Annotated in this window: 13 protein-coding genes; 11 read left to right on the forward strand and 2 right to left on the reverse strand. The window is 37.9% G+C overall.

Features of this window, described 5'->3' with window-relative positions; translation table 11 throughout:
• Positions 1–31: 31 nt before the first annotated feature.
• A complete protein-coding gene (locus tag ACJJVW_RS01240) occupies positions 32–214 on the reverse strand; it encodes a hypothetical protein (protein WP_013751789.1) in 183 nt (60 codons plus the stop codon).
• Positions 215–361: 147 nt separating this feature from the next.
• On the opposite strand from ACJJVW_RS01240, the gene fumC reads away from it, so the two are divergent.
• Positions 362–1,747, forward strand: a complete 1,386-nt coding sequence (gene fumC / locus ACJJVW_RS01245; RefSeq protein WP_298327369.1) for a class II fumarate hydratase — start codon at positions 362–364, stop codon at positions 1,745–1,747.
• 98 nt (positions 1,748–1,845) lie between these two features.
• A complete protein-coding gene (locus ACJJVW_RS01250; protein ID WP_405250489.1) occupies positions 1,846–3,183 on the forward strand; it encodes a 7TM-DISM domain-containing protein in 1,338 nt (445 codons plus the stop codon).
• Between the two features lie 225 nt (positions 3,184–3,408).
• Here ACJJVW_RS01250 and ccsA read toward each other — a convergent pair whose 3' ends face one another.
• Positions 3,409–6,711, reverse strand: a complete 3,303-nt coding sequence (gene ccsA / locus ACJJVW_RS01255) for a cytochrome c biogenesis protein CcsA (protein WP_379953295.1) — start codon at positions 6,709–6,711, stop codon at positions 3,409–3,411.
• 116 nt (positions 6,712–6,827) lie between these two features.
• On the opposite strand from ccsA, the gene ACJJVW_RS01260 reads away from it, so the two are divergent.
• The 9 genes from ACJJVW_RS01260 (at position 6,828) to ACJJVW_RS01300 (ending at position 16,708) form a co-directional block, all read left to right on the forward strand.
• Complete coding sequence (locus tag ACJJVW_RS01260; RefSeq protein WP_298327360.1) at positions 6,828–7,595, forward strand: Rossmann-like and DUF2520 domain-containing protein; 768 nt, start codon at positions 6,828–6,830, stop codon at positions 7,593–7,595.
• Positions 7,579–8,106 carry an HAD family hydrolase gene (locus tag ACJJVW_RS01265; protein WP_298327357.1) on the forward strand — a complete coding sequence of 176 codons (528 nt, stop codon included), beginning with the start codon at positions 7,579–7,581 and terminating at the stop codon, positions 8,104–8,106. Before ACJJVW_RS01260 ends, ACJJVW_RS01265 begins: the two co-directional genes overlap by 17 nt.
• A gap of 10 nt (positions 8,107–8,116) precedes the next feature.
• Complete coding sequence (locus ACJJVW_RS01270; RefSeq protein WP_379953296.1) at positions 8,117–9,037, forward strand: geranylgeranylglycerol-phosphate geranylgeranyltransferase; 921 nt, start codon at positions 8,117–8,119, stop codon at positions 9,035–9,037.
• Entirely contained in the window at positions 9,030–9,617 is a 588-nt protein-coding gene (locus ACJJVW_RS01275) for a Maf-like protein (protein ID WP_298327351.1), read from the forward strand. The genes ACJJVW_RS01270 and ACJJVW_RS01275 overlap by 8 nt, the downstream gene beginning before the upstream one ends.
• A 33-nt stretch (positions 9,618–9,650) precedes the next feature.
• Positions 9,651–10,607: a septum formation inhibitor Maf gene (locus ACJJVW_RS01280; RefSeq protein WP_405250490.1), complete on the forward strand. Its 957-nt coding sequence runs from the start codon at positions 9,651–9,653 to the stop codon at positions 10,605–10,607.
• Entirely contained in the window at positions 10,607–11,713 is a 1,107-nt protein-coding gene (corA, locus tag ACJJVW_RS01285) for a magnesium/cobalt transporter CorA (protein WP_298327345.1), read from the forward strand. The genes ACJJVW_RS01280 and corA overlap by 1 nt, the downstream gene beginning before the upstream one ends.
• 3 nt (positions 11,714–11,716) lie before the next feature.
• On the forward strand, positions 11,717–12,280 hold the full coding sequence (locus tag ACJJVW_RS01290; RefSeq protein ID WP_013751779.1) for a mechanosensitive ion channel domain-containing protein: 564 nt from the start codon (positions 11,717–11,719) through the stop codon (positions 12,278–12,280).
• Positions 12,281–12,358: 78 nt separating this feature from the next.
• On the forward strand, positions 12,359–14,893 hold the full coding sequence (locus ACJJVW_RS01295; protein WP_405250491.1) for a PIG-L family deacetylase: 2,535 nt from the start codon (positions 12,359–12,361) through the stop codon (positions 14,891–14,893).
• 105 nt (positions 14,894–14,998) lie between these two features.
• Positions 14,999–16,708 (forward strand): sodium:solute symporter, encoded by a 1,710-nt coding sequence (locus ACJJVW_RS01300; RefSeq protein WP_405250492.1) that lies wholly within the window; start codon positions 14,999–15,001, stop codon positions 16,706–16,708.
• The last annotated feature ends 61 nt before the right edge of the window (positions 16,709–16,769 follow it).

Genomic DNA, 16,769 nt, shown 5'->3' on the forward strand with positions numbered 1-16,769 from the left:
TATATATTTTCGCGTAAGCGTAAAAAATATCTTAGCTATTTTCTTGCTCTCTTTTAAGCTTGCGCTCTTCTCTTTTCTCTTTCATAAATTCAATAAATGAACCTCCTACCCAGTAAGGGATTACAAATGTAAGAAGGAATATCATTAACCAAAATCCTATAGTAAGGATGGTTAAGAATGCGAGAAAACCTAAATATTGGTCAAAATCGAACATAGGATCGTGTCTTTTCTAGTTTGCAGCAAAGATAGTTGATATTATTTATTTTTCACAAGAGAAAAAACACATTTATTGACAGCTTATCAACGATGTGAAATGAAGCCAAATGTTTAAATTTGTGTACCAATTTTAACACATTCAATTATGGAATATAGAATCGAGAAAGATACGATGGGCGAGGTAAAAGTACCCGCAGATAAATTATGGGGAGCTCAAACAGAGCGCTCAAGAAACAATTTTAAAATAGGTGCTCCTGCATCTATGCCTATCGAGGTTGTACACGGTTTTGCCATTCTTAAAAAAGCAGCTGCTTACACTAACTGTGAGCTAGGTGTCCTTTCTACCGAAAAAAGAGATCTTATAGCACAAGCTTGTGATGAAATTCTTACTGGAATGCATGATGACCAGTTCCCTCTAGTAATCTGGCAGACGGGTTCTGGAACTCAAAGTAACATGAATGTAAACGAAGTGATTGCAAATCGTGCTCACCAACTTGCAGGAAAAGTTATAGGTGAAGGAGAGAAAACACTCGCTCCTAACGATGATGTAAATAAATCACAATCTTCTAACGATACATTTCCAACTGGAATGCATATCGCAGGATATAAAAAAGTTGTTGAGAATACAATCCCAGGTGTACGTAAGTTAAGAGATACGCTTAAAGCGAAAGCAGAAGCCTTTAAAGACGTTGTCAAAATAGGACGTACGCACCTAATGGATGCTACTCCACTTACACTAGGTCAAGAATTCTCTGGTTATGTATCACAACTTGATCACGGTCTTAAAGCGCTAGACAACACGCTTGATCACCTTTCTGAGCTTGCACTAGGTGGTACAGCAGTAGGTACTGGACTTAATACTCCAAAAGGATATGCTGAGCTTGTAGCTTCTTATATGGCTGATTTTTCAGGACACCCTTTCCGCACTGCCGAGAATAAATTTGAAGCGCTTGCTGCTCACGATGCTATTGTTGAAACGCATGGAGCGCTTAAACAACTTGCCGTATCTCTCAATAAAATTGCAAATGATATTAGAATGCTAGCATCAGGACCACGTAGTAGTATTGGAGAAATTTCAATTCCTGCAAACGAGCCTGGATCATCTATAATGCCTGGTAAGGTAAATCCTACGCAATGTGAAGCCATAACAATGGTTTGTGCTCAAGTGATGGGTAATGATGTTGCAATAAGCGTAGGTGGCATGCAAGGACATTATGAACTTAATGTTTTTAAACCAATGATGGCTGCAAACTTATTACAGTCTGCACAACTTATAGGTGATGCTTGTGTATCATTTTCTGATCACTGCGCCTCAGGTATAGAGCCTAATAATGAGCGCATTAAAGAGCTACTAGATAACTCACTAATGCTCGTAACTGCCTTAAATACTAAGATAGGTTATTACAAAGCAGCAGAGATTGCAAACACAGCTCACAGAAACGGAACTACACTTAAAGTAGAAGCTATCAACCTAGGATATGTAACTGCAGAAGAATTTGACGAATGGGTACGTCCTGAAGATATGGTCTAATTTTTGTGCAATAATTATCGTTAAAATGCACTAATATGACGACAAAGTTGTAACTTAGTGCGTTTTAACGTATTATTGTTTATCAAATTTTAAATCTAATGAAGATATTAATGGTTCTTTTGGCTTTGCTATGCATTAGTGCGGGCACTCCATTTGAATCTATTAATTACCTCAGAGATACAAGTGGTACACTTACCATAGATGAAGTTAAGAACACTAGCTTTCATACAACTACCTCAGATAACCTAGGAACAGAAAATGGTATTTACTGGTTTAAGATAGATGGTATAACTGCAGATAGAGAGATTCTCGAACTAAAATCTTCTCATGTCAATAATCTAGCATTATACGATTCTAGTGGTAAAGAACTTAACATCATGAAGGATACACGTTTTCCTTCATATTTTTTAATCAAAAGAAATCTTGAATTCCCACTTTACCTAAAAGCAAATTTTCCAGTAGAAGCCTACTTCCCTATTCACCACTCTGACGAATCTTCTTTCGCGAGTAGAGAAAAAAGAAGCTTACTAAGTATTGGTTTCTTTTACGGTACAGCAATAGCACTTATAGTAGCAATTTTAGTTTTTTATTTTATCGTAAGAAATACACAGTTTCTATTTTTTGCATTCTTGGTACTTGCTGTTCTTTTAAGTATTCTCACAAAAGATAATGTGCTATATCTCTTTGGAATAACAAATAACACTTCTATATCTCTTGAAATATTTGGACATTATTTAGTAGGTCTTTCCGCTACTGGGTTTATGATGTTTTACTTACAAGTAAGACCGCATCAAATGTGGATTAAGTATGCTATGCTTGCATTGAGCACGCTATCTACTATATTCCTAATTACTTATCTAATTAGCCATAACATAATTGGTTTCATAGGCGTAGATATTACGTGCATCGCAACCGTTATTTTAATGTGGGTATTGATGCTTATGATTGCAAAAGGAGCTCGTAAACTAATTCTTATAGGCGTTTACAGTATCAATATATTGTTTCTAGCAGACTATTTTCTTCTTCACATTTTTAATTTATCCTTTATAAATTATACTCCTGCTCAGGTTGCTGTAGCAGCATCTTTTAATTTTACGCTTATTGCTATATTATTGCTTCTCTCTTTTAAGAACATCCAAAGAAAGAGCGTCTTAATGAAGCATAAGTTAATGCTACACGTAAAAGAAATAAAAGAACTCAGTGCTTACAAGAACGTTCAAGATGCAGATGATAATTATATGGAATCTCTCATTTATCAATACAAACTTGAAAATATGGAGGTGCGTATTTTAAATGATATTTCTAAAGGACTCAGCAACGAGATGATTGCCTTAAAGCACAGCCTATCTGATGATAAACTGCAACAATTAACCAGCAGTCTCTATTCAAAACTTGGACTTGATAACGGTACAGATCTAAAGGACTTATCGTTTTAACTGGGCTTCAAAAAAACACTAGTAGATACTTTTTATCTCTGCTCTTACCTATCTATACATTGTAAGTAACAGCTCGAGATTACTCGTAACATCATTCCACACTTTAATAGCACCTCATAATATGAACCTAGATATGTAAGAGTATCATAAGCGTACTAAAGCGTACAGCCACTAATTCAAGATAGAATTAATGGCTGTAAAATACATTTAATGCTCTGTAGTCTTCTACGCTTTACTTTTATTGACGTAGAACTTTCTATATTTTCTGTAAGAGAACAAACCTAAGACAGCTAGCACGCCAACAGTGATAAATATCTTTTGGGTTGCGATGTCGCCTCCACTTTGGTAAGCGTGAAGTCCAGATAAGTAATAATTTACTCCCCACCATGTAAAGAGAATACTTCCAAGTGCGATGATAGATGAGAAGTTAAAAATCCATCTTCCTCTTAATCCTGGTATAAGTCTCATGTGTATGACAAAGGCATATACAATAAGTGAGATAAGCGCCCAAGTTTCCTTAGGATCCCAACCCCAGTAACGTCCCCAACTTTCATTTGCCCACTGTCCTCCTAAGAAAGTACCTATGGCTAATAATACCATACCCACTGTAAGTGCAAGCTCATTAATAATGGTAATCTCTTTGATGCTGAGATCCATTCTCTCTTTATTCTTCTCTGTGGTAAAAATCATTAAAAATAGAGAGACGATACCTAAAATAGCACCAAGTATAAACGGACCATAACTCGCTACAATTACCGCCGTGTGAATCATAAGCCAGTAACTATTTAATACTGCCTGTAAATTAGCAATCTCTGGGTTCATCCAGTTCAACGAAGCTGCCCACAAAATAAATGCTCCCACAAAAGCAGTACTGGCTATGGTAAGCATACTGTCTTTTCCAAAGGCTAGACCAAAGAATACTGTTGCCCATCCCACATAAAGTACAGACTCATAAGCGTCACTCCACGGTGCGTGACCTGAAATATACCAACGCCATATAAGACCTCCGGTATGAACTATAAATAGCACTATGATAATTGCCGCTCCTAGTTTACCCATAAACGTAATAAACTTACTTGGGTTGAAAATAGCAGCAATCACAAAAATCATCATGAACACAGCTGCAAGCATATACATCCAGTATAGCTTTGTAAATACATCATGTTCATTATAATAAACCTCTGCATCTATCTTCTCTTTAGAGGGCATGATGTCATTACTATGCGTACGCTGGAATTTCTCTATACCAGCAAGCACTTTATCTGCATCTGAGTAGTCTCCAGACTGTCTTCCTTTTTGTAAGCTCAATAAGTAAGCAGGAAATATTTGATTTGCAATTACCGAGTCGGTTGCTCTGTATGCCGCATCTTTAACTTCTATAGGTGATATCCACTTATTATTAGGATCGTTTGGCTTTGGGAAAATCTTTAAAATCTCCTTTACTAGGGTTCTATCTAGCAACCCTAGACGCTGATCCATTTCTGTAAGTTCCTTAGCTATTTTGGTCTGGTTAATTTCAGAATATGCATCTGCGAGGAATGGACTCAACTTGTATTTAAAATCTGGAGTAAAGAAGTCCATCTGTTTAAAGTACTTTCTGTCTGATGGTACTCCTACTATATTACGTAAGCTGTCGTTACCCTTTTTGAGATAGATAAGCTCTGTAAATGTCCATATCTGCGGATTCTCAATCATGGAAAGCATCACTTGATCTGCTGTAAGACCTTCATAAGTATCGCTTCTACTCAACTTACGAAGCAGCATACTAGAAAATGTATTTACTGGCATCATACGCCCTCCATCTTCTTGTATCACTAGTTTCCCAAACTTTTGGGCATGCTCTAGTGGTACTGCATTCTCAACAATAAGTTTCTTAATTTCCTCCTGCGTAGGCATCGTTTGCTGGTGCGTTACCTCACTGTGACCGTCTAAGCCTAATATATCCTCAATATTCTCACCGCTGGTAGCAATCGTATCACGTACCTCTACGTTTCCGTTTGAGACTTCTGGTGCTTTGTTAGATAAATCTTCTTGTGCGTATCCCGCTTTCGCGAAAGCGAAAAACAACAACACTGCAGCTAGTTTTGCTTTTTTGATCTTGATTTTACCTAATCGCTTTTTGAGTTCGCCAAAACGAGATCCCTTGTCAAATAAAATCAACATCATCCCTAAATACAATAAGAAGTACCCAATATATGTAACCCAAGTACCCCAAAAATCGTGACTTACAGAAAGAATAGTTCCACTCTCATCTGGTAAAAAGCTTGCTTGAAAAAAGCGGAAGCCTTTGTGATCTAGTACGTGATTCATATAAATATCATAATCAAAGTTCTCATCTCCATCTTCTACAGTCACTTTACTTTCAAAAGATGCATAGCTATTCTCTGTTCCAGGGTAACGCTCTGCAATAAAATCATTGAGTTTTATTGCAAATGGTAAAGGCATTGCCTCACTTCCATAAGAAAGGTAAGCCGTAAGGCCCCCCACTTCAACCTTCTTCTTGTCATTACTATAACCTTTCCCTCCTAACAATCCTACAGTTTTAGTCTCGCCATTTACAGTCACATCTACAAATAATGCATCTTCTTGGTTCTTCTCTGCTACTTCCTTTGCAACAATACCTGTGCGTCCACGTATTGCAGGTTCTGGAATCACTAAGAGCTTTCCTCCTAAGTTATATAATGCTCTTAATTTAAGTGGTTGCTCTACAGCTTCTGGAACTTCGCTTTTGGCTTGAGTTGCCATCACGGTTACATCGCCGGCAAATGGTGATGAAAACGTATAGTTTTCTCCATCAAAACCTATATTAATTGCTCCGTCTGTAGGCTTATTAAAAGCATACAACACATTGTGAATATTTACTAGTTCCCCTTCTACTAGAAAATGCTCATGACGCTGATTATCTGTACCAGTTTCTACAATCTTAAGATGCCAAAGTCCGTTTTCATCTTCTACAAAACCATCTTCTGCACCATCAATAAACTTATTAAAATTGAAAGAAACATCTGTGTAATCACTGCCATCTGTAGCGCTATGATTAAAACGTTCTGTCCATGAGAAATCGTTATCAAGACGTGGAGACAGAGACAATTCCTTTTTTAATGGGCGACGCATAGGCTCTCCATCACGCTCACCATCTAGAAATACATCCAGATATGTTTTCTCACTTAAAAATGTATTTTCAGATTCACCTTCTTCTATAACCATTACTCCCTCGTAACTTATATATTTTGTGATACCAGCTCCTATTAAAATAATGATAAAAGAGGCGTGAAAAATAAGGGTGGTTATCTTCTCTTTACGTAATAATTTATAGCGGAAAACATTACCTATAAAGTTGATCACAAACATGATGTGGATTAGTGTAAACCACCATGCATCATAAATCCAATATCTGGAGTAAGGTGTAGGAGAAGTTTCTTGCCCTTGATCTAAAAAGGTACCTACTGCCATTGCGACAAAGTAAGCTATAAACAATATCCCCATCAGTCTTGTGGAGAATAAAATAGAGGCGATTTTCTTTTGCATAATATAGGCCAATTTTACCGAGGGCAAAGATAACCTACGAGGCTCGAAAAACCTTAGAGAGACGCTTCATAAAAAATGAAAGCTGAGCACATCTAAAAAAGCCTATTTTTGTACCTATGATTGAAGTAAATATCGTCGGTACTGGTAATGTGGCTTGGCATCTTGCAAAGGCATTAGGCTCTCAAAATCAAGCTATACTTATGCAGGTTGCAGGTCGATCTCTTGAAAAGCTCGAAAACTTTAACAATATAGCTCGAGAAATCGTTACTATAGACCAACTTAAGCCTGCCGATGTCACCATTATTGCTGTAAGTGATGATGCCATTGAAAGCATCTCTGAGCAGATTCCCTTTGATAACTCACTGGTCGTCCATACTTCTGGATTTACTGCGATGAGTACGCTTTCGCGAAAGCATAACAAAGGAGTTTTTTATCCGCTGCAAAGTTTTTCTAAAGAAGACACATCGATAGACTTTACCGAGATTCCTATTCTCATAGAAGCCGCTGATCAAAAAGATGAAAAAACCTTAAAGACCTTAGCAGCGATTATATCAAATAATGTACAAGTAATAAATAGTGAACAACGCAGGCAGTTGCACCTTGCTGCAGTATTTGCAAATAATTTTACAAATCACTGTTACACCATTGCTCAAGAACTTTGTGATGTACACGGAGTTCCTTTTGACACCTTGTATCCACTCATACAGAAAACTACCGAAAAAGCGTTACAACAAGGACCTAGAAATAGTCAGACAGGTCCTGCAAAACGTGATGATAAACAGGTCATAGACCAACAAATTAAATTGCTTACTGATCCTGATCATACAGCGGTTTACAAAAACATAACTAAAGCGATTACACATTTCTATGGAAAAGAGTTATAAAGAATACCTACACCAGATTACGACATTTATTTTTGACGTAGATGGAGTACTTACGGATGGATCATTGCACATTACATCAAATGGGCATATGCATCGCACCATGAATGTAAAAGATGGCTATGCTATGAAAGCTGCGCTAGAAGCGGGATACAACCTATGTATCATAAGCGGTGGGACTGACGAAGGAGTACGCTCTAGACTTCAAAAACTGGGCATAGAAGATATTGCACTAGGCGCACACCTTAAAATGGAACACCTACAAGCGTATATAGATAAGAAAAATATACGCCTAGAAAACATCCTATACATGGGCGATGACATTCCTGATTTTCCGGTGATGAAAAAAGTAGGATTACCTTGTTGTCCTCAAGATGCCGTAAAAGAAATCAAAGAAATATCTAGCTATATTTCTCACAAAAAAGGTGGTCACGGCTGTGTGCGTGATGTAATTGAGCAAGTGCTTAAAGTGCAAAACAACTGGATGAAAGAAATGGATGCTTCGGCACACTAAAAATAGACTTGTGGCATACTTAAAAATCATAAGACCTTTTAATCTGTTTATGATTTTTATAGCTCAGCTTATTTTAAAGCTGTCTTTAAGTTATTTGAGAGATGTTGGTACTGAGCTATCTTTTTTAGAGTTTGCGACACTATCTCTCGCTACACTTTGTATAGCGGCTGCGGGATATATTCATAATGACATAGTTGATATTAAAGCAGATCGTATCAACAAGCCTAATGAGATTTATGTAGTTGATAACATATCGCTACGTAATTCCTACACTTACTTTATCTCACTATGGAGCATAGGAATTACTTTAGGGATTTACAGTGCATTTATTTTAGAACATTGGGCATATGCTACACTGTTTATAGGAGTGAGCGTAGCGCTCTATGCATATAACTCATACTTGCAAAGAATCCCTATACTGGGAAACGTTGTAACTAGTGGTTTGGTTGCTTTTTCGCTCGTCATTATATGGTTATTTGAAGCCAGAGCTCTTGAGCTTTCTGGAGTAGAACACATGCTCACAAAAGAAGGTCATACTCTATTTACTTTTGTTGTGGTACTTGCTTTTATGATTAACGTACTGCGAGAACTTGTAAAAGACGTACAAGACATAAATGGGGATTATGCCATGGAGTATCGCACCTTACCTATAATAATTGGCAGTAAACGTACGATGCTATTATGCGCTCTCATTGCACTAGGGTCGTTGTTTAATAGTGCATTATTCACCTTTATATTTGCAGATGGGTCGCTACCTATCACTATCGTACTATTTATCTTTACAATAATCCCACTAGGATATATTGCCTCCCAATGCTGGAACGCAGAAAAAACATTAGACTATAAATTAATCGCTAGACTACTTAAAGGTTTAATGCTTTTAGGCATTCTCCTTTTTCCACTTATACTAATTATAGAACGCTATGCTTAAAGAAAAACTTAAAAATTTCAACCTCATACTTGCCTCAGGATCTCCTAGGCGCCAAGATTTTTTCAAAGAATTAGGACTCAATTTTACTATAGATATTAAACCTGTAGATGAGATTTTTCCAGAAGAGCTTGAAGGAGCAGAAATCACAGATCACCTTGCTAGACTCAAAGCTTCTGCGTTTTCAAATCTTAAAGCACAAGATATTCTTGTTACTAGTGATACCATTGTTTGGTTTAACGGAGTTGCTTTAAATAAACCTGAAGACCGCGATGAAGCCTATGCCATGATATCTGCTCTTTCAGGCAGCACACACGAGGTAATAACATCTGTCGCATTTACTACTGCTACTGCACAAACGGTCATTAATGACACAACAAAAGTGACTTTTAAAGACCTCACCGAAGAAGAAATAGACTATTATATAGACAACTTCCAGCCGTATGATAAGGCAGGTGGTTACGGTATTCAAGAATGGTTTGGCTACATTGCAGTGACCAGCATAGAGGGATCTTACTTCAATGTCATGGGAATGCCGCTTCATAAAGTTTATGAAACGTTAATGCTGCTCGCAGACTCATAGTATTTCTGTAATTTTAATATTAAAATTTATATCATGTCTATATCCACAAAACAACATCAAGCATATCGAAGTACATTCTTAATAGGTAGCGCTTTAGTCGTTGTTGCTATGATTTTTGGATGTAAGAACAATGATAAAAATGATACCGCTTTCGCGAAAGCGGACACCGCAACAAGCATTAATACGCCACCAATAGCACAGCGCTCCATTTCACAGGAGTGGAAAGACTACTGGTATGCTGGAACTGCCGAAATCACTAGCTACGAGTTACAGCAAGCTCGTTATGGTGAGTTAAGGGAGGGAACAGCAGCACTTATTTTTGTAACTGAAGATTTTTTGCCAGAAAAACAAGTAAAAGCAGATAACCAAGACAACAATAATATCCCTATTATCAAGTTAAATGCTACTAAAAATTTTGTGACGGGCATTTATCCGTATTCCATTATGAGTAGTACATTTTTACCAGTAAATGAGGAGTTGCACGCTATTAAGGTCTCACAAAGTATGCAAGAATGGTGTGGTAATACGTACACACAACTCAATAACAGAAATCAATTTGAGGTGCAGATTCACTCTTATTTTGAAAGCAGAGCAGATGAGGAATATACCTTAGATAAAGCAGTATTAGAAAATGAATTGTGGGCATTATTGCGTATCGATCCTACCTTATTACCTACGGGGAGTTTTACAAGTATTCCAGACGTTTCGTATGCTGCGATGACGCATACTCCTATAAAAGCTTATAATGTTACGGGAAGCTTAACAGCAACTTCATACACACTTAATTATCCATCATTAGACAGAACACTTACAATAAACTTTTCTAGTGATTTCCCACACCAGATTGAAGGTTGGGAAGAGACCTATCCAGACGGTCGTGGCGGAGAGAAAATGACCACAACGGCTACAAAGATGAAAACAATCAGAAGTGCCTACTGGGGTAAAAAAACTAAAGAAGACGAAGCACTACGCACAGAACTTGGCTTATAATGATTAGAAAAAAAATTAAAAGTAAAGTAAACGCTTTAGTGAGAAATAATATTACTAGGGAGACCGTGAAAGAGAAACTCTCTCACGCTCCTGGTCATGTGATCTACACTGGTAATAAAGCGCAAAAGGCTGTAAGTATTGACGTCTTTGATTACAACGACGATTATCTGGATGAGGAAACGCTTGCCCGACTGGAAGAATATCACAAAGATACCGACGAGAAAACGGTTACTTGGATTAATATAAATGGTTTAAGCGATACTGTTGCTCTTACACAAATTGCAGAGCGTTATAAATTGCACCCATTAGTAATGGAAGACGTTGCAAACACTAGCCAGCGACCTAAACTAGATGAGTATAGCGACCACTTATTTATCGTTTTTAAAATGCTCTATTATGATGATCAAAATCAGCTTAATGTTGAGCACATAAGTTTAATTTTAGGTAAGACGTATCTGATATGTTTACAAGAATATGATGGTGACGTTTTTGACGGAGTGCGTGAACGCATAAGGCACGCAAAAGGAAGAGTGCGCTCTAATGGCGCAGACTACCTTACCTATGCAATTATGGATGCCGTGATTGACCATTACTTTATCATCATCGAGCAACTTAGTAACAAAATTGAAGAGCTTGAAGATAAAATTTACACAGACAACTCTCAAAATTACTCTCAAGAAATTCAAACTCTCAAAAAAGAGGTGATACAAGTAAGACGATCTATATTTCCACTTAGAGAGGTAGTAAACAAGCTCGAAAAAGTCGAAAATCACCTTGTTCTTAAGAAAACACAGGTATTTGTAAGAGACTTATATGATCACACAATCCAAGTAATTGAGACTGTGGAGGTATACCGAGATACGATTGCTGGGTTAATGGATATGAACTCGACAAACATTGCAAACCGTATGAATGAAGTGATGAAGGTGCTTACCATCATCGCTACCATTTTTATACCTATGACCTTTCTTGCAGGAATTTATGGGATGAATTTTGAGCATATACCAGAACTAGCTATCAAGGATGGTTATTATTATTTCTGGGGAGCCATGATTGTTATTTTTGTTGCCTCTCTTGTTTATTTTAAGCGTAAAAAATGGTTGTAAGCTATGGAATTATTTAGACCTGAAATCATACATAGTGCTGTAACGCTAGGGATTCTTATCGTTTTACGCATTATCACTTCTTATTTTGTACGTCGTTTTTCTGAGCGCAAAAACAAAGTAAAGAAGCGTGCAAATCTTATTATGAAATACGTAGATGCAGTGCTATTAATAATTGCGTTCATTATAAGTATTCTCATCTGGGGAATTAAAATAAAGGATATTGGAGTCATTGCTAGCTCTGTCTTTGCTATTATAGGTGTTGCATTTTTTGCGCAGTGGTCAGTACTAAGTAATCTTACCTCTGGCGTAATCATATTTTTTACGCTCCCTTATAAAATAGGCGACCGTATTAAAATTCACGACAAAGACTTCCCTATCATCGCGATTATAGAAGACATCAAGGCTTTTCACACGAATCTGCGTACCTCTGATGGCGGACTACACACCTACCCTAACAGTTTAATTCTTCAAAAAGGAATCACACTTGTAGAGGAGGGAATCTCTACAAATATCTTAGAGCAAAATCAACAAATGGACGAGGATGATCCCTTTAATAAAGCGGTGTAGATTGTTAAAGAAACCTTAAAGGACTTAGGCTACCTTTCATAATCGGTATATTTGAGAAGTATCAAACTCCTCATTATTATGCGTAAATCCTATGTGATTTTAGCCTTTTTATTTGTCTTCGCTTTCGCGAAAATATATGCTCAAGGTATTACCGTTCAACCTGTTAAACCAACAGCTAGCGAAATATACCAAGACCTTCAAAAACTCAACTTTCTAGGCTCAGTACTCTACGTAGCTGCACACCCCGATGACGAGAATACTACTGCTATCTCCTATTTTGCAAATACCGTTAAGGCTAGAACTGCCTATTTATCGTTAACGAGAGGTGATGGTGGTCAGAACATCATAGGTCCAGAATTACGTGAATTACTTGGCGTGATACGTACTAATGAGCTACTAGCTGCAAGAGCAACAGATGGTGGAGAACAGCGATTTACTAGAGCAAATGATTTTGGATATTCAAAACATCCGGATGAGACGCTGGCAATCTGGAATAAGGAAGAAGTACTGGGAGATGTGGTCTGGGCAATACGAACATTTAAGCCTGATGTAATTATTAACCGTTTTAATCACAGAACACCAGGAAGTACACATGGTCATCATACTTCAAGCGCAATGCTATCTGTAGAAGCGTTTGACCTAGCAGGTGACACCTCAAAATATAAAGAGCAGTTACAATACACAGACACCTGGAAGCCGAGTAGACAATTTTTTAATACTTCATGGTGGTTCTACGGAAGCAAAGAAAAATTTGATGAGGCAGATAAATCTAAATTGGTTCAAGTAGACGTAGGTACCTACTACCCTAGTCTCGGACTTTCTAATACAGAAATCTCTTCGCTTAGTAGAAGTCAGCACAAGTCTCAAGGTTTTGGAAATACGGGAAGCCGTGGTAGCGAGGACACCTATTTTGAATTATTACGCGGTGAGATGCCAACTAATAACGACGTTTTTCAAGGAATCAACACGACTTGGACGCGCGTAAAAGGAGGTCAGGCAATTAAAAAAATATTAGATCAAGTCGTTGCCGACTATGATTTTACTGCTCCAGAAAAAAGTATTCCTCAGCTAGCTAAAGCATATGCACTTGTGCAACAATTAGATGATGCTCACTGGAAAGCTATTAAATCTAGAGAACTACAAGATATCATCACTGCCTGCGCAGGTATTTATCTAGAAGCAGCAGCAAATACTGGTTATGCTACTCTAGGGAGCGAAGTAACCTTAAAACTTGAAGCGATAAACAGAAGCATGCAGTCCGTAGTCCTCAACAGCGCAGTTGTTACATCAAGCAATCAACAACTAGCTAGCGACACACCGCTAGCTAACAACAATTCACTTTCTATAGAAGCAACGGTTACCATAGATGATTCTTTTAATGATACTTCTGCATACTGGTTACGTGAAGAAGGAACTTTAGGAATGTACCGAGTAGATGATCGCACTATGATAGGAAAGCCAGAAACTCCACAACAAAATACAGTACGCTTTAATCTCACTATTTCTGGCGTACCTATTTCGATAGAAAAACCAATTGTTTTTAAATACAATGATCGCGTTAAGGGCGAAGTGTATGAGCCTTTTGAAATAGTACCAGTAGTTTCATCAAAGCTAGACTCGAAGGTTATAATTTTCGCGAAAGCGGAATCAAAAAAAATTCCCGTAACGGTAACAGCACATCAAGATAATTTTAACGGAACCGTATCTCTCACTGCTCCCAGTGGATGGACCATCACACCAAAAAGTGTAAACATATCTATTGCATTAAAAGGTGCAGAACAAAAAGTTATATTCTCTGTAACACCTCCTAGCACTGATAGTGAAGGAGATCTCACTCCCGTAGTGACCGCCGGAAATAAAACGTACACCAAGGAGCTTGTAACAATAGATTATGCGCATATCCCTTTGCAATCACTTTTCTTGCCTAACAAAGCAAAAATTGTACGACTTGATATCGAGCGTAAAGGGGATTACATAGGGTACATTCAAGGTGCTGGAGATGCAGTCCCAGATAATCTCACACAGATAGGCTACCAAGTAGCTATTATAGAACCTAACACTATCACACCAGAACTGCTTGCACAATTTGACGCGGTGGTAGTAGGCATACGAGCTTATAATGTAGTGGATGAGATGCAAGCAAAGCAGCCACTTTTACTCGATTATGTAAAGTCCGGCGGTACGCTTATCGCGCAGTACAATACTTCGGGTCGCTGGGATGATACAAAAATAGGAGCTCCTTATGAGATGCAACTTAGTAGAGACCGTGTAACCGATGAGAATAGCGAAGTGAGAATCCTTGCCGAAAATCACCCTATCATGAATTTCCCAAATAAGCTTACTCAAAAGGATTTTGAAGGCTGGACGCAAGAACGTGGCCTTTATTTTCCAAACAAGTGGGATGATGCCTATACTCCTATTCTCTCTATGAATGATAAAGGAGAAACGGCAAAAGACGGTAGCCTGCTAGTCGCTCCATATGGTGACGGTCACTACATTTATACTGGGTTAAGTTTTTTTAGAGAACTACCAGCAGGAGTATCTGGAGCTTATAAATTATTTGCAAATATGCTGAGTATAGGAAAGCAAGAAAAGAGCGAGATAAAGCAATGAAAAATGTATCCAAATACCCATGGAAAAAGAAGTACAGCATAGTACTGCTGGTCAATCTAGCTTACATTATCGTGTTTTATCTATTAATGACCTCATTCTCTTAATATGGAAATAATAGACTGGGCAGTACTAGCATTCACGCTCATTTTTATAGTTGTTTATGGAACCTATAAAACACAAGGAAGTAAGAACGCAGAAGAATATATAAGAGGTGGTAATACCTCAAAATGGTGGACGGTAGGCCTTTCTGTAATGGCTACACAAGCAAGTGCCATCACTTTTTTATCTACCACAGGTCAGGGATTTTATGACGGTATGGGATTTGTCCAGTTTTATTTTGGGCTTCCTATTGCTATGATTGTGATTTGTTTGGTTTTCATCCCTATCTATCACAGGCTAAAGGTTTTTACAGCCTATGAATATCTAGAAAGTCGTTTTGATTTAAAAACCAGATCACTCGCAGCTATTTTATTTTTAATACAGCGTAGTCTCGCTGCAGGGATTACTATTTATGCTCCGGCAATTATCCTTTCGGCGGTATTGGGTTGGGATCTCACTATGCTCAATATTATCATAGGGATTGTAGTGATTATCTATACCGTTTCTGGTGGTACGAAAGCAGTTAGCATTACTCAGAAGCAGCAAATGGCTGTGATTTTCGCCGGTATGGCAATTGCCTTTTACCTCATTCTTGATAAACTTCCGGAGGACATCAGTTTTACAGATGCCTTAAGCATCGCAGGTGCTGGAGAAAAAATGAATTTATTAGACTTCTCTTTTGATTTAAGCAATAGATACACGGTATGGACAGGTTTACTAGGAGGTACCTTTTTAATGCTTTCCTATTTTGGTACAGATCAGAGCCAGGTGCAACGCTACCTTTCTGGAAAAAATGTAAAGGAAATGCAAATGGGTCTTCTGTTTAACGGAGCCTTAAAGATCCCGATGCAGTTCTTTATTCTCCTTGTGGGAGTTATGGTTTTTGTTTTTTATCAGTTTAATAGTGCGCCGCTACATTTTAATCCTGCCGCAACCGAAGCCGTAAAAACGTCAATCTATGCGAGCGAATTTGAATCACTAGAACAACAACTAGTTCAAAACCAAAACAACCAGAAAGAAGCTGCCTTTAATTATGCTAAGGATCCTACACTGGATATATATGAGGAGAATGGAGCTCAGAAATCTTTAATAGATAAATACGAAGGTATTGATAAGGAAATAAGATCTGTAGGTAAAGTACTCATTGCAAAAGCAGCTCCAGAGGTAGAAAATAACGACAAGGATTACGTCTTTATACACTTTATACTCAATAACCTTCCTAACGGACTAATAGGCTTATTACTCGCTGTAATACTCAGCGCAGCAATGTCATCTACCGCGTCAGAACTTAATGCACTTGGAGCCACCACAGCTGTAGACCTTTATAAGCGTAATTATAAGGGGACTATGACAGACAGACATTACGTGCGCAGCACAAAAGGCTTTACACTCATGTGGGGCGTGCTCGCCATAATCGTGGCTTGTACGGCAAGTCTATTTGAAAACTTAATTCAGCTTGTAAACATTATAGGCTCTATCTTTTACGGTAATATTCTCGGGATATTCTTACTCGCATTCTTTATCAAATTTGTAAAAAGTAATGCCGTATTCATAGCAGCACTCATCACGCAAGTAATCATTATCATCGTGTACGGCCTCATACATTTTGAGATTATAGAATTCCCATATTTATGGCTCAACGTTGTAGGATGCGCCCTCGTAATGGGACTAGCGATGCTACTACAAGTAAGCTTTGGAGGTTCTCAAGATGAGTAGCAATAGGTATTCATGCTTTCGCGAAAATGTGAAGTAAACAAATTGTATCGCTATAATTAAA

This window comes from Dokdonia sp. Asnod3-C12, from assembly GCF_045063975.1.
GTDB lineage: Bacteria > Bacteroidota > Bacteroidia > Flavobacteriales > Flavobacteriaceae > Dokdonia.

Excerpts from the sequence above, each read along its gene's own strand:
- ACJJVW_RS01240 (WP_013751789.1), bottom strand. The coding sequence starts at position 214 with ATGTTCGATTTTGACCAATATTTAGGTTTTCTCGCATTCTTAACCATC.
- fumC (WP_298327369.1), top strand. The coding sequence starts at position 362 with ATGGAATATAGAATCGAGAAAGATACGATGGGCGAGGTAAAAGTACCC.
- ACJJVW_RS01250 (WP_405250489.1), top strand. The coding sequence starts at position 1,846 with ATGAAGATATTAATGGTTCTTTTGGCTTTGCTATGCATTAGTGCGGGC.
- ccsA (WP_379953295.1), bottom strand. The coding sequence starts at position 6,711 with ATGCAAAAGAAAATCGCCTCTATTTTATTCTCCACAAGACTGATGGGG.
- ACJJVW_RS01260 (WP_298327360.1), top strand. The coding sequence starts at position 6,828 with ATGATTGAAGTAAATATCGTCGGTACTGGTAATGTGGCTTGGCATCTT.
- ACJJVW_RS01265 (WP_298327357.1), top strand. The coding sequence starts at position 7,579 with ATGGAAAAGAGTTATAAAGAATACCTACACCAGATTACGACATTTATT.
- ACJJVW_RS01275 (WP_298327351.1), top strand. The coding sequence starts at position 9,030 with ATGCTTAAAGAAAAACTTAAAAATTTCAACCTCATACTTGCCTCAGGA.
- ACJJVW_RS01280 (WP_405250490.1), top strand. The coding sequence starts at position 9,651 with ATGTCTATATCCACAAAACAACATCAAGCATATCGAAGTACATTCTTA.
- corA (WP_298327345.1), top strand. The coding sequence starts at position 10,607 with ATGATTAGAAAAAAAATTAAAAGTAAAGTAAACGCTTTAGTGAGAAAT.
- ACJJVW_RS01290 (WP_013751779.1), top strand. The coding sequence starts at position 11,717 with ATGGAATTATTTAGACCTGAAATCATACATAGTGCTGTAACGCTAGGG.
- ACJJVW_RS01295 (WP_405250491.1), top strand. The coding sequence starts at position 12,359 with ATGCGTAAATCCTATGTGATTTTAGCCTTTTTATTTGTCTTCGCTTTC.
- ACJJVW_RS01300 (WP_405250492.1), top strand. The coding sequence starts at position 14,999 with ATGGAAATAATAGACTGGGCAGTACTAGCATTCACGCTCATTTTTATA.